General features: G+C 72.1%; 10 protein-coding genes. 5 read left to right on the top strand and 5 right to left on the bottom strand.

Going from position 1 to position 13,337, the window contains the following annotated elements; genetic code table 11:
- Positions 1-42 precede the first annotated feature (42 nt).
- Genes ACIOGZ_RS01705 through ACIOGZ_RS01690 form a run of 4 tightly spaced genes read right to left on the bottom strand, consistent with a single transcriptional unit; the run spans position 43 to position 4,056 of the window.
- Positions 43-1,149 (bottom strand): ROK family glucokinase, encoded by a 1,107-nt coding sequence (locus tag ACIOGZ_RS01705; protein WP_400805037.1) that lies wholly within the window; start codon positions 1,147-1,149, stop codon positions 43-45.
- Positions 1,146-2,012 (bottom strand): ATP-binding cassette domain-containing protein, encoded by an 867-nt coding sequence (locus ACIOGZ_RS01700; RefSeq protein WP_400805035.1) that lies wholly within the window; start codon positions 2,010-2,012, stop codon positions 1,146-1,148. Before ACIOGZ_RS01700 ends, ACIOGZ_RS01705 begins: the two co-directional genes overlap by 4 nt.
- Positions 2,009-3,040, bottom strand: a complete 1,032-nt coding sequence (locus ACIOGZ_RS01695; protein WP_363579215.1) for an ABC transporter permease — start codon at positions 3,038-3,040, stop codon at positions 2,009-2,011. The genes ACIOGZ_RS01700 and ACIOGZ_RS01695 overlap by 4 nt, the downstream gene beginning before the upstream one ends.
- Complete coding sequence (locus ACIOGZ_RS01690; protein WP_400805033.1) at positions 3,037-4,056, bottom strand: sugar ABC transporter substrate-binding protein; 1,020 nt, start codon at positions 4,054-4,056, stop codon at positions 3,037-3,039. Before ACIOGZ_RS01690 ends, ACIOGZ_RS01695 begins: the two co-directional genes overlap by 4 nt.
- A 312-nt stretch (positions 4,057-4,368) precedes the next feature.
- Between ACIOGZ_RS01690 and ACIOGZ_RS01685 the strand changes: the two genes are divergently transcribed.
- Positions 4,369-5,514, top strand: coding sequence for an alpha/beta hydrolase-fold protein (locus ACIOGZ_RS01685; RefSeq protein ID WP_363579219.1), 1,146 nt, complete (start codon positions 4,369-4,371; stop codon positions 5,512-5,514).
- 104 nt (positions 5,515-5,618) lie between these two features.
- Here the strand turns inward: ACIOGZ_RS01685 and ACIOGZ_RS01680 are convergent, their stop codons facing one another.
- A complete protein-coding gene (locus ACIOGZ_RS01680; protein WP_363579221.1) occupies positions 5,619-7,211 on the bottom strand; it encodes a PucR family transcriptional regulator in 1,593 nt (530 codons plus the stop codon).
- 450 nt (positions 7,212-7,661) lie between these two features.
- On the opposite strand from ACIOGZ_RS01680, the gene ACIOGZ_RS01675 reads away from it, so the two are divergent.
- From ACIOGZ_RS01675 to ACIOGZ_RS01660, 4 genes are all read left to right on the top strand, one after another.
- Positions 7,662-8,549 carry a xanthine dehydrogenase family protein subunit M gene (locus ACIOGZ_RS01675; protein ID WP_371520765.1) on the top strand — a complete coding sequence of 296 codons (888 nt, stop codon included), beginning with the start codon at positions 7,662-7,664 and terminating at the stop codon, positions 8,547-8,549.
- Entirely contained in the window at positions 8,546-9,034 is a 489-nt protein-coding gene (locus ACIOGZ_RS01670) for a (2Fe-2S)-binding protein (protein ID WP_350875362.1), read from the top strand. The genes ACIOGZ_RS01675 and ACIOGZ_RS01670 overlap by 4 nt, the downstream gene beginning before the upstream one ends.
- Positions 9,031-11,400: a xanthine dehydrogenase subunit D gene (gene pucD, locus ACIOGZ_RS01665; protein WP_400805030.1), complete on the top strand. Its 2,370-nt coding sequence runs from the start codon at positions 9,031-9,033 to the stop codon at positions 11,398-11,400. The genes ACIOGZ_RS01670 and pucD overlap by 4 nt, the downstream gene beginning before the upstream one ends.
- A 352-nt stretch (positions 11,401-11,752) precedes the next feature.
- Positions 11,753-13,255, top strand: a complete 1,503-nt coding sequence (locus ACIOGZ_RS01660; protein WP_363579227.1) for an NCS2 family permease — start codon at positions 11,753-11,755, stop codon at positions 13,253-13,255.
- The last annotated feature ends 82 nt before the right edge of the window (positions 13,256-13,337 follow it).

Genomic DNA, 13,337 nt, shown 5'->3' with positions numbered 1-13,337 from the left:
CTACCAACCGGTAGTTGACGGAACCGAATCAGGCGAAAGGGCTCAGACGCCGCTGCGCTCGACCCGGCGCCGCTTGATGGTGCGGAACCGGCGGGCGACCTGCCGGGCGAGGTCGGCGGCGCCGACCAGGCCGGCCTCGTTGCCGAGTGCGGCGTGCACGATGCTGGCCTCGGGCCGGAAGCCGCGCCCGGTGAGGGTACGACGGAAGGTGTCCCGGGCCGGGCCGAGCAGCAGGTCGCCGGCCTCGGAGACGCCGCCGCCGATGACGAAGCGGCCCGGGTCGAGCGCGGCGGCCAGGTTGGCGATGCCGACGCCGAGCCAGGTGCCGACCTCGTAGAGCAGTTCGGTGGCGGTCGGGTCGCCGGCCCGGGCGGCCTCGGTGACCAGCGGTCCGGTGATGCCCTCGACGGTGCCGCCGGCCCGGGCGAGCAGCGTCTGCACCACCGGGGACTCCTCGGCGACGAGTTCGCGGGCGTCGCGCACCAGCGCGTTGCCGGAGGAGTACTGCTCCCAGCAGCCGCGGTTGCCGCACGGGCAGCGGTGGCCGCCGGGCAGCACCTGCATGTGGCCGAACTCGCCCGCCAGGCCGTACTTGCCGCGGTCGACGTAGCCGTCGCGGACGACGGCGCCGCCGATGCCGGTGCCCAGGGTGAGCATCACCATGTGGTCCTCGCCGCGCCCGGCGCCGAAGCGCCATTCGGCCCAGGCGGCGGCGTTGGCGTCGTTCTCGACGATCACCGGGAAGCGCAGCCGCTCGCTGAGCGCCTGCTGGAGCGGCTCGCCGCGCCAGTTCAGGTGCGGGGCGAACAGCACCGTGGAGCGGTCGGCGTCGACCCAGCCGGCCGCGCCGATGCCGACGGCGTGGACGTCGTGCCGGTCGGCGAGCTCCAGCACCAGGTCGACGATGACGTTCTCGACGACCTTGGCGCTCTTGCTCTTGTCGGGGGTGTCGGTGCGCAGCTTCTCCAGCACCTTGCCCTCGCCGTCCACCACTCCGGCGACCACCTTGGTGCCGCCGATGTCGACGCCGATGGTGGGCAGTCGCAGTATCCCGGCGGGCAGGGCGCGGCGGCGGCGCTCGGCACGGGGGCCGAGGCCGAGCAGGGTGGGCAGGACGGCCGGCCGGGTGCTGCCTTGGGGGCTGGTCACGGCTGCGGACGCTCCTCACGGGGCTCGGGGTCAGGACGGGGCTGGGGGTCGGTGCGGGGCTGGGGTTCGGTGCGGGGCTGGGGTTCGGTGGGCCGGGCCAGCTCGTGCGAGAGCTCGGCGAGGTCGGAGCCACCGGCCATCTCGGTGGTGAGCTGTTCGAGGCCGATCTCGGCGCGCGGGTGGCTGCCGGCCATCCGGCCCCGCTTGAGCAGGGTGAAGTGGTCGCCGACCAGGTACGCGTGGTGCGGGTTGTGGGTGATCAGGACGACCCCGAGCCCGGCGTCGCGGGCGGCGGTGACGTACTTGAGCACCACTCCGGACTGCTTGACGCCGAGCGCCGCGGTCGGCTCGTCCAGGATGAGCACCTTGGCGCCGAAGTGCACGGCCCGGGCGATCGCCACGCACTGGCGCTGGCCGCCGGAGAGGGTGCCGATCGGGCGGTCCACGTCGTGCAGGTCGATGCCCATCCGGGCGAGCGCCTCGCGGGTGGTGGCGCGCATCGCCTCGGCGTCCAGGCGCAGGCCGCCCCAGCGGCGGTGGCCCTGCTCGGAGCCGAGGAAGAAGTTGCGCCAGACCGGCATCAGCGGGACGACGGCGAGGTCCTGGTAGACGGTGGCGATGCCGCGGTCCAGGGCCTGGCGCGGGGAGTCGAGCCGGACCTCCTCGCCGCCGACGGTGTAGGTGCCCTCGTCGTGCTGGTGCAGCCCGGAGATGATCTTGATCAGGGTGGACTTGCCGGCGCCGTTGTCGCCGAGCACGCAGCTGATCTCGCCGGCGTGCAGGGTGAGCGAGACGTCCTGGAGGGCGCGGACGGTGCCGTAGCTCTTGCCGACGCCCTCCAGGGCGAGCAGTTCGGTCTTCATCGGGGCCCCCGTTCGGCCTGGCGCTTGACGTACGCGTTCAGCAGGGCGGCGAGCAGCAGCATCGCGCCGAGGAAGAACTTGAACCAGTCCGGGTTCCACTGGGCGTAGATGATCCCCTTGCTGGCCATGCCGAAGATCAGCGCGCCGAGCGCGGAGCCGACCACCGAGCCGTAGCCGCCGGTGATCAGGCAGCCGCCGATGACGGCCGCGACGATGTAGATCAGCTCGTTGCCGACGCCCTCGCCGGACTGCACGGTGTCGAAGGAGAACAGCAGGTGCTGGCCGAGCACCCAGGCGCCGAAGCCGACACCGAGGTAGAGCAGGGTCTTGGTGCGGGCGACCGGCACGCCGACCGCGCGGGCGGCGTCCGCGTCGCCGCCGACGGCGAAGATCCAGTTGCCGAAGCGGGTGCGCAGCAGCACCCAGCTGCCGACCGCGAGCAGGCCGAGCCACCACCAGACGGTGGCCTTGATCGTCAGTCCGCCGACGGTGACCTCGGAGGCGAACAGCCAGCGGCAGGAGGCGAAGCCCTCCATGTCGGAGATCGGCCTGGTGGAGACGGTGCCGGAGACCAGCTTGGTGACGCCGAGGTTGGCACCGGTCAGCATCAGGAAGGTGCCGAGGGTGACGATGAAGCTGGGCAGCCGGGTGCGGCCGAGCATCCAGCCGTTGAAGGCGCCGACGGCCAGGGTGACGGCGAGCGAGACCAGCACGCCGACCCAGGTCACCGCGGTGAACTGGTAGGAGACCATCGAGGAGGTCAGCGCGGCGGTGGTGACCAGCACGCCCGCCGACAGGTCGAACTCGCCGCCGATCATCAGCAGCGAGACCGGGACGGCCATGATCCCGATGGTGGACGCCGCGTAGAGCACGGTGCCCAGCGAGGAGACCCGCAGGAAGGGTTCGGCGGCCACCGCGAAGACGGTGAACACCGCGACGGCGGCGATCAGCGAGCCGAGCTCGGGGCGGGCGAGGAGGCGGCGCAGCGCGGCCGGGCGGTCCTGGGCGAGGACGTCGGTGGTGCTCACCTGGTCCCCCTCGCGACGTACTCGGCGAGCGCGTCGGCGTCGTCCTTGGTCAGGATCTGCGGGCCGGTCGCGACGGGCTTGCCGCCGCCGAGCATGTCCAGGTTGGACTTGTACAGCCAGAGCAGGTCGACGCCCTCGTAGCCCTGGAGGTAGGGCTGCTGGTCGACGGCGAAGCCCACGGAGCCGGACTTGAGTCCGGCCACCACCTGCGGCCCCAGGTCGAAGGTGTCGAGCTCGACGGCGCGGTGGACGTCCTGGACGGCCTGGAGGCCGGTGGCGGCCACCGGGCCGGAGAGGGTGAGCACGGTGTCGATGGCCGGGTCGGCCTGGAGCTTGGCGGAGATCGCGGCGCGGGCGTCGGGCATGTTGACGCCGTCCACGTACAGCACCTGGAAGGCGCCGCCGGCCTTGGACTGGGCGCCGGAGCAGCGCTGCTCCTGGCCGATGTTGCCCTGCTCGTGGATGACGCAGAGCACGTTCTTGCGGCCGCGGCCGGCCAGCTCGGCGCCGGCCGCCTGGCCGGCGGTGGACTCGTCCTGGCCGATGTGGGTGAGCGCGCCGAACTTGGCGGAGTACTCCTGGCCGGAGTTGACGGTGATCACGGGGATGCCGGCGGCCTTGGCCTTGCCGAGGACGTCGGCCATGGCGTCGCCCTTGGCGAGGGTGACCAGCAGGCCGTCGACCTTCTGGTCGATGGCGGCCTGGACGAGCTGGACCTGGTTCTGGGTCTGCGCGTCGTTGGAGTACAGGAAGGTGATGTTGTCCTTGGCGGCGGCCTGCTCGGCACCCTTGCGCACGCTGTCCCAGAAGGCGTCGCCGGCCCCGGCGTGGGTCACCATGGCGACCTTCCAGCGCGGGGTGGTGACGGCGCTGCCGCCGGCGGCCGACGCCTTGGCGCGGGCCTCCTCGGCGCGGCGGCCTCCGGTACTGCTGCAACCGGCCGCGGTGACCGCGAGTGCCAGGAGGGCGCAGACGGGCCAGAAACGGCGGGACGGGCGAAAGCGGGTTGTGCTCATCCCCATAGTCTCTCTGGCCGGGCGGCACGTGGATGACACCGCCTCGCCCGGCGGCGCCCGCGACGCGGGAGGTAAGGTGCCCCGGGGGACCTTCCTGGAAGTTCGCTGGACATCTCGTCCGGACGACGGCCGTCCGGGTGGCAGACTTAGCGCCGACCCGAAACAGGAACATCACAGGAAACGTGATGTTCCTCTCAGGTTCCGCACAGATTCGGATGGCAACCGATCATCGGTTCCGCGCCGTCCAATGCCATTGGAGTGCGTTCGGGCGAGTGGGGCCCGGGCGGCCAGCAACCCGGATACGAGAACTCGATGCAACTGACAGGTACGCCATTCTTCATCCTCACCGTCATCCTGGTGCCGGTGTCCATCGCGGTGGCGCTCCTGTACTGGAGCAAGGTCCGCGGGCCGAACCCGGTGCGGATCCTGTCCAGGCTCGTCATGATCATGTTCTGCCAGATCACGGCCGTGCTGATGGTCTTCGTGATGGTCAACAACGCCAACCTGATCTACGGCAACTGGGACGACCTGCTCGGCACCGGTGACCACGTCCGGGCCGTGCCGCAGGTGGCGCCGGCCGACCAGGGCGCTTCGGGCAAGGAGGGCGCCGGCCAGGGCGGCGGCGACGCGGCCAAGCAGCCGCCGAAGGCGCTCCAGAAGTTCGCCGGCGTGGGCGACCCGGCGGTGCCCGGCGACGTCCAGAAGACCGAGCTCAAGGGCCAGGTGTCCGGGGTCGACGGCGAGGTGCTGGTCTGGCTGCCGCCGCAGTACAACGACCCGGCGTTCAAGGACAAGAAGTTCCCGGTGGTCGAGCTGATCCCGGGCTACCCGGGCTCCTCCTCCACCTGGTACGGCACCCTCAAGGTCTCCGAGCAGCTCAAGCCGCTGATGCAGCAGGGCAAGGTCTCCCCGTTCATCCTGGTCTCGCCGCGCACCCTGCTCCTCGGCAACCACCAGGACGCCGGCTGCACCGACATCCCCGGCAAGATCAACGCCGACGCCTGGCTCACCCGGGACGTCCCGCAGATGATCATGGACAACTTCCGCGCCGACCCGTCCCCGGACCGCTGGGGCATCGCCGGCTACTCGGCCGGCGCCCACTGCGCGGCCAAGCTGTCCCTGGCGCACCCCAACCGGTACCGGGCCGCGATCTCGATGTCCGGCTACAACGACCCGGCGTCCGAGAGCGACTCCCTGGTCGGCAAGGACCCGAAGCTGCGCGAGGCCAACAACCCGGTCAACATCCTCAAGAGCGCCCAGCAGCCGCCGAAGGTCAGCCTCTACATCAGCGGCAAGAAGGGCGACGGCCTGGAGGACGGCCAGGCGATCGCGGCGGCAGCCAAGGAGCCGACCAAGGTCCAGGTCCAGGAGAGCAACGGCCCGCACACCACCGAGCTGTGGAAGACCATGGTGCCGAGCATCTTCGAGTGGATGACCTCGGTCATCCCGCCGCAGTAGTCCCACGCAGTAGTCCCAAGCAGTAACGATCATGCAGGAGGGGCCCGCCGCGAGTGCTCGCGGCGGGCCCCTCCTGCGTGGGGCACGGCTCTCAGGCCCGGCCGTCAGGCCAGTTCGAGCGCCAGGTAGAAGTCCACCCGGTCCTCCAGCCGGGAGAGGTCACGGCCGGTCAGCTCCTCGATCCGGCCGATCCGGTAGCGCAGGGTGTTGACGTGGACGTGCAGCTGCGCGGCGCAGCGCGTCCAGGAGCCGTCCGAGCGCAGGAACGCCTCCAGGGTGCGGACCAGGTCCGCCTGGTGCTCGATGTCGTACGCGATCACCTTGTCCAGCAGCCGGCCGCGGAAGGCGCGGCGGACCTCGTCCGGGACGGCCGCCAGCAGCAGCACGTGCGAGGCCAGCTCCTCGGGGCCCGCCACGCAGACCCGGCCGACCCGGGCGGCGGCGATCCGGCGGGCGTGCCGGGCCTCCTCCAGGGCGCCGCGCAGGCCGCCGGCCTCGGAGGCGGGGGCGGAGACGCCGAGGGTGATCCGGCCCTCCGAGCCGAGGCCCGCCTCCAGCGGGGCGAGCAGGTCGCGCAGGGTCTCGGCGGGCACCGGGCCGTCCAGGGCGGGCAGCACCACGACGGCGCCGGCGCCGGCCCCGGCGACCAGCGCGCGGTCGGTGGTGCCGCCCAGCGCCTCCTCCAGGACGGCGCGCACCACACCCTCGGGCAGGCCGGTGCCCTCGGCGCTGAGCACCAGCCAGGACCCGTCCTGGGCCTGGGGTTTGGGCTCGACGCTCTCGTAGCGGGCGGCCATCGCCGAGGAGGCGTACAGGGTGCGGCTGATCTCGGCCGGATCGGCGTCGCGCTGGAGCAGGGCCAGCACCTCGTCGGCGAGGCGACGGCGCAGCCGGCGGCCCTCGTCGCGGCGGTGGCGCTCGGCGGCGACCAGCCGGGCCAGGTTCTCGGCGAGCTGCTGGCGCTTGGTGGTCCACTCGGTGACGTCGCCGGCCACCGCGAGCACCCAGTCGGCCAGCGGCGCCTGGTGGTCGGCCGAGGCCGGGGCGGGCAGCAGCGAGTAGGAGCCGCCGGCCAGGCGGGCCCGGTGCGGGGGGCGGCGGCGCTGGCGCTGGGCGCCGAGGTGGGCGCGGACCAGCTGGTCGCGGTCCTCGGCCGGGAGGCGGTCGGCGGGGCCGGCGATCACCGCGCCGGTGGGGGTGAGCACCCAGCAGTCGAGGTCGAGGTCGCCGCCGAGCAGGTCCAGCACCGCGTCCAGGCCGCCGCCGCCGGCCGCCGAGACCAGCAGGCGGTGCCGGTCGACGAGGGCGGCGAGGTCGGCGGCGCGGTCGGCGGAGACCTGGCGGCCGATGAACTCGGTGACGGTGCCGAAGGCGATGTCGTCGGGGACGGCCAGCAGCGGCATCCGGTGCCGTCGGCAGGCCTCCACCAGGTCCTCGGGCACCGGACCGACCTCGGCCTCGCCGGCCGCCAGGGCGACCGCGCCGCCGGCCACGATGGTCCGCACGAACCGCTCGGAGTCGGCCGGGGCGGTGCGCCACAGCATGCCGGTGAGCACCAGCTCGCCGCCGTGCAGGTAGCGGCCGGGGTCGTGCAGGTCCGTGGTCATGACACCGCTGACCTGCCGGTCCAGCTCGTCCTCGGCCGCGAGCAGGCGCAGTCGCGGGGCGCCGGGGGCGAGCAGGTCACGGACACGCATCCGCGGACTCCTAACGGGGGCTGAGGGTGGGACGGGGCTGGGGGTGGGCCGAACGGGGGAGGCCCGGGCGTTCGGTCGGGGGTCACAGTGTGCCCGAACATCCGTACTTGTCGTCACGTCCGGGCGGGCGACCGGATCACGGGCCCGTCGCTTGCGAATCACGGCCGGATTACGGTCGTAGGTAGCACCTGGTGAACACCTGGGCTGCGCATTCCTCTCCTTAGAGGAACGTACAGGATGCCGGGCGGGAGCACAGCCGGGGCTTCATGCCATCGGTGACTGCCAGTGGGCCCCGTCCCGGCGGTTCACTGGGCGACACGCCGCCGGACGCAGCCCGGTGACCGGGGCCCGACGCGGAGGCGACGAAGCGGTTGGTTGAGAGGTCCGAACACCGAGTTCCGGGCACTGTGCCCACCCGTCCGGCAGGCGACGACTTGAGGAGACACCCGCATGGAGTTCCTTCGGCCCGCTACCTGGGACGAGGCACTCGCGGCGAAGGCCGAGTACCCGACCGCGCTGCCCATCGCGGGCGGTACGGACGTCATGGTCGAGCTGAACTTCGACGTGCACCGGCCATCCGCGATTCTCGATCTGAACCGCATCACCGAGCTCACCCAGTGGTCGAACGACGACGGCGTCGTCAGGCTCGGCGCCTCCGTCCCCTACTCCCGGATCATCGACGAGCTGTCCGGGCCGCTGCCCGGGCTCGCGCTGGCGGCCCACACCGTCGGCTCCCCGCAGATCCGCAACCGCGGCGGCGTCGGCGGCAACCTCGGCGCGGCCTCCCCGGCCGGCGACTCCCACCCGGCGCTGCTGGCGGCCGGCCGGGACGTCCTGGTCGAGGCCGCCTCCGTGCGCGGCACCCGGCTGATCCCGATCGACGACTTCTACGTCGGCGTGAAGCGCAACAGCCTGGAGGCCGACGAGCTGATCCGGGCCGTGCACATCCCGGTGGCGGACGGCCCGCAGCAGTTCTCGAAGATCGGCACCCGCAACGCCATGGTGATCGCGGTCTGCGCCTTCGGTTTCGCCCTCCACCCGAAGAACGGCACCGTCGGCACCGGCATCGGCTCGGCCGCCCCCACGCCGCGCCGCGCCGTCGAGGCCGAGGAGTACCTGGCGGGCGTGCTCGCCGAGCGCGGCCTCTGGGAGTCCGGCGACCTGCTGGGCGCCGAGGTGGTCCAGCGCTTCGGCGAGCTGGTCAAGGCCGCCGCCTCGCCGATCGACGACGTCCGGGGCACCGCCGACTACCGCCGGCACGCGCTGGCCGTGATGGCCCGCCGCACCCTCACCTGGACCTGGAACGACTACAGCAAGCAGATCAGGAGCGCGGCATGAGGGTGACTTTCACCGCCAACGGCAAGCCGGTCGAGGCGGACGACGTCTGGGAGGGCGAGAGCCTCCTGTACGTGCTGCGCGAGCGGGTCGGCCTGCCGGGCTCGAAGAACGCCTGCGAACAGGGCGAGTGCGGCTCCTGCACGGTCTACCTGGACGGCGTGCCGGTCTGCAGCTGTCTGGTCGCGGCCGGCCAGGTGCAGGACCGCGAGGTGCGCACGGTCGAGGGCCTGACCGGGGAGAACGGCGAACTGGGCCTCGTCCAGCAGGCGTTCATCGATGCCGGCGCCGTCCAGTGCGGCTTCTGCACCCCCGGCCTGCTGGTGCAGACCGACGCGCTGCTGGAGCGGGACGCCCAGCCGAGCGACAACGACATCCGCGAGGCGCTGTCGGGCAACCTCTGCCGCTGCACCGGCTACGAGAAGATCATGGACGCGGTGCGGCTGGCGTCCGCCCGCACGTGCGCCGGAAAGGCCGTGTCGCAATGACCACCCGCACCATCCAGGGTCAGAAGAACCTCCAGGACATCCGGCAGGCCAGCAAGGACGGCATCGGCGGCTCGCCGCTGCGCCCGGACGGCCACCTCAAGGTCAAGGGCGAGTTCGCGTACTCCTCCGACATGTGGCACGAGGACATGCTCTGGGGCATGGCGCTGCGCTCGCCGCACCCGCGCGCCACCATCCTGTCGGTGGACATCTCCGAGGCGCTCAAGGTGCCCGGCGTCTACGCCGTCCTCACCCACCAGGACATCCCCGGCGCGAAGTACTACGGGCTGGAGATCCAGGACCAGCCGGCCCTGGCCATCGACAAGGTCCGCTACCACGGCGAGGCGATCGCCCTGGTCGCGGCCGACCACCCGGAGACCGCCCGCCGCGCGGTGAAGAGGATCAAGGTCGAGTACGAGGTGCTCACCCCGATCGTCACCGAGGAGCAGTGCCTCGACCCCGCCACCCACGGCTACGTGCACGAGCCGCACGAGTACAAGTCGCACGGGTACGGCAACATCTGCCACGAGCAGCGGCTGGTCTCCGGCCTCGGCGTCACCGACGAGGTCCGCGCGCTCGCGGACGTCATCGTCAGCGGCGACTACGAGGTCGGCATGCAGGACCAGGCCTTCCTCGGCCCCGAGTCCGGCCTCGCGGTGCCCGCCGAGGACGGCGGCATCGACCTCTACATCGCCACCCAGTGGCTGCACGTCGACCGCCAGCAGATGGCCCCGGTCCTCGACCTGCCCGAGGAGAAGGTCCGGCTCACCCTGGCCGGCGTCGGCGGCGCCTTCGGCGGCCGCGAGGACCTGTCGATGCAGATCCACGCCTGCCTGCTGGCCCAGCACACCGGCAAGCCGGTCAAGATCGTCTACGCCCGCGACGAGTCCTTCTTCGGCCACGTGCACCGCCACCCCGCCAGGATGCACTACGAGCACGGCGCCACCCGCGACGGCAAACTCGTCTTCGCCGACTGCCGGATCGTGCTCGACGGCGGCGCGTACGCCTCCGCCTCGCCCGCCGTGGTCGGCAACGCGGCCTCGCTCGGGCACGGCCCGTACGTGATCCCCAACGTGCGGATGCACGCCATCGCGCTCTACAGCAACAACCCCTCCTGCGGCGCCATGCGCGGCTTCGGCGCCGTCCAGGCCGCGTTCGGCTACGAGTCGCAGATGGACAAGCTGGCCGCCGAACTCGGCATGGACCCGGTCGAGTTGAGGCAGCTCAACGCCATGTCGGAGGGCGACCGCATGCCCACCGGCCAGCAGATCGACTCGCCCGCCCCGGTCGCCGAACTGCTGCGGCGCGCCAAGGAGATGCCGCTGCCGCCGCCGCTGGACACCGAACACCCGGACGTGCGCCAGCTCCCCGGGGCGCTGTCCAACACCTCGCACGGCGAGGGCATCGTGCGCGGCGTCGGCTACTCGGTCGGCATCAAGAACGTCGGCTTCTCCGAGGGCTTCGACGACTACTCCACCGCCCGGGTGCGCCTGGAGGTGATCGGCGGCGAGCCCGTCGCCATAGTCCACACCGCAATGGCGGAGGTCGGCCAGGGCGGCGTCACCGTGCACGCCCAGATCGCCCGCACCGAGCTGGGCGTCGAGCTGGTCACCATCCACCCGGCCAACACCGAGGTCGGATCGGCCGGTTCGACCTCCGCCTCGCGCCAGACGTACATGACCGGCGGCGCCGTGAAGCTGGCCGCCGAGGCGGTCAGGCGGGCGCTGATCGAGAAGGGCCGCCGCCGCTACGGCTGGACCCACGGCGACATCACGCTGATCGCCGGGAAGGTCGTCTCGGAGAGCGCCGGCGTGCTGGTCCCCATGGTCGACCTGCTCGGTGACGAGGCCATCGACCTCACCCGCGAACACCACCACCGCCCGACCGTCCCCTTCGACAAGGAGACCGGGCAGGGCTTCGGCCACGTCCAGTACACCTTCTGCGCCAACCGCGCGGTGGTCGACGTGGACGTCGAACTGGGCCTGGTCAAGGTCGTCGAGCTCACCGCCGTCCAGGACGTCGGCAAGGCGCTCAACCCGCTCTCCGTCGTCGGCCAGATCCAGGGCGGCTGCACCCAGGCGCTCGGCCTCGCCGTGATGGAGGAGATCATCGTGCGGGACGGGAAGGTGCGCAACGCCTCCTTCACCGACTACCTGATCCCCACCATCCTCGACACCCCGCCGATCCCGGTGGAGATCCTCGAACTGCCCGACCCGCACGCCCCGTACGGGCTGCGCGGCGTCGGCGAAGCCCCGACCGTCTCGGCGACGCCGTCGATCGTGGCCGCCATCCGCAACGCCACCGGCCTGGCCCTCAACCGGATCCCGGTCCGGCCCGAGCACCTCACCACGGAGGCCCCCGGGGCCTGACGCCCCCGGAGCCCGCGAGCTCCCCGGGCTTCAGGCCCCGGGGAGCAGGAGAACCTCCCCGGGCTCCAGCGACGGGGAGCAGGAGAACCTCCCCGGGGCGGCGACCGTCTTCCCCGCCGCCCCGGGGCCGCTCCACCGCGCCCCCACTCGCGTGCACCGCCCAACGGCACGCGACCGCACCATCCCGCTGCCTCTCCCACGCCGGGGTTCTGCAGCGGTGCGCACCACCCACGCACCGCAGGCACCGCCACAGTGCGCCCAGTGAGTCGAGCAGTCCCCCTGCGCCAACCTCGTTGACTGGCAGTCAGGTCGGCTCGCCCACCCCAACCCCCTTTGACACTTGGGAGTGGACATGACCCGGATCCCCACGGAACACAGCCCCACGGAACCCGGCCCCACGGAAGAAAGACCCGCCGAGGACGACACCGCCACGCCGGCCCCGGCCCCGGCCCCCGCACCGAAGAACGCACTGGACGCGTACTTCAAGATCACGGCCCGGGGATCGACCTTCGGCAATGAGATCCGCGGCGGCCTCACCACCTTCATGGCGATGGCCTACATCGTGCTGCTCAACCCGATCATCCTGAGCGGCGCCGACGTCAACGGCCTCAAGCTGGACCACGCGCAGCTCACCACCGCGACCGCGCTCGCCGCCGCCGTCACCACGATCCTGATGGGCGTGGTCGGCAACGTCCCCCTGGCGGTCGCCGCCGGGCTCTCCGTCTCCGGCGTGATCTCCGCGCTGGTGGTGCCGCACACCACCTGGCCCCAGGCCATGGGCCTGTGCGTGATCTACGGCCTGCTGATCGTCCTGCTGGTCGTGTCCGGGCTCCGCGAGAAGATCATGAACGGCATCCCGCTGCCGCTCAAGCACGCCATCACCATCGGCATCGGCCTCTTCGTCTCGCTGATCGGCCTGGTCAAGGCCGGCTTCGTGCACACCGGCGGCCCCACGCCGCTCGCGCTCGGCCCCTTCGGCGAGCTGGCCGGCTGGCCCGTCCTGGTCTTCTGCCTCACCGTGCTGACGATCTTCGTGCTGCTGGCCCGCAACGTCCGCGGCGCGATCCTGATCGGCATCGCCGGCGGCACCGTGGTGGCCTTCGTCATCAACGCGGTCGCCGACCTCCCCGCGAAGACCTGGGTCAGCTCCGCCCCGGTGTGGCCGGGCAGCCCGGTCTCCGCGCCCGACTTCGGCCTCTTCGGCCACGTCGACCTCTTCGGTGCCTTCGGCAGCCACGGCCTGGGCGCCATCAGCGCCTCGGTCGCCGTCTTCACCCTGGTGCTGGCCGGCTTCTTCGACGCGATGGCCACCATCATCGGCGTCGGCACCGAGGCCGGGCTGGCCGACAAGCAGGGCCGGATGCCCGGCCTCTCCAAGGCCCTGTTCATCGACGGGGCCGGCGGCGCCGTCGGCGGCCTGTCCGGCGCCTCCGGCCAGACCGTGTTCGTCGAGTCCGCCACCGGTGTCGGCGACGGCGCCCGCACCGGCCTCGCCTCGACCGTCACCGGCGGCGTGTTCGCGCTGATGCTGTTCTTCTCGCCGCTCGCCGCGATCGTCCCGACCGAGGTGGCCTCCGCCGCCCTCGTCGTGATCGGCTCGATGATGATGAGCCAGGCCCGGCACATCGACTGGTCCGACCGCGAGGTCGCCATCCCGGCCTTCCTCACCTGCACCCTGATGCCGTTCACCTACAGCATCACCGCCGGTGTCGCCGCGGGCGTCATCTCGTACACGGTCATCAAGGCGGGCACCGGCAAGTGGCGCGAGCCCGGCCCGCTGATGTGGATCCTCACCGGGGTCTTCGTGGTCTACTTCGCGCTCACCCCGATCAAGTCCTGGCTGGGCGTGCACTAGGACGTGTCTGACCCTCTCGGCCGGAGAGGACCTGGCCGCACCGCCGCCGTGCGGGAATCGTTTCCCGTACGGCGGCACCTCC

This window comes from Kitasatospora sp. NPDC088160 (assembly GCF_044741445.1).
GTDB lineage: Bacteria > Actinomycetota > Actinomycetes > Streptomycetales > Streptomycetaceae > Kitasatospora.
Note: the sequence above shows the minus strand (reverse complement) of the source record. Positions and strands in the feature narration are given on the sequence as shown.

Coding starts and splice junctions, on each gene's coding strand:
- ACIOGZ_RS01700 (WP_400805035.1), bottom strand. CDS start 2,012: ATGAAGACCGAACTGCTCGCCCTGGAGGGCGTCGGCAAGAGCTACGGC.
- ACIOGZ_RS01690 (WP_400805033.1), bottom strand. CDS start 4,056: ATGAGCACAACCCGCTTTCGCCCGTCCCGCCGTTTCTGGCCCGTCTGC.
- ACIOGZ_RS01685 (WP_363579219.1), top strand. CDS start 4,369: ATGCAACTGACAGGTACGCCATTCTTCATCCTCACCGTCATCCTGGTG.
- ACIOGZ_RS01680 (WP_363579221.1), bottom strand. CDS start 7,211: ATGCGTGTCCGTGACCTGCTCGCCCCCGGCGCCCCGCGACTGCGCCTG.
- ACIOGZ_RS01675 (WP_371520765.1), top strand. CDS start 7,662: ATGGAGTTCCTTCGGCCCGCTACCTGGGACGAGGCACTCGCGGCGAAG.
- ACIOGZ_RS01670 (WP_350875362.1), top strand. CDS start 8,546: ATGAGGGTGACTTTCACCGCCAACGGCAAGCCGGTCGAGGCGGACGAC.
- pucD (WP_400805030.1), top strand. CDS start 9,031: ATGACCACCCGCACCATCCAGGGTCAGAAGAACCTCCAGGACATCCGG.
- ACIOGZ_RS01660 (WP_363579227.1), top strand. CDS start 11,753: ATGACCCGGATCCCCACGGAACACAGCCCCACGGAACCCGGCCCCACG.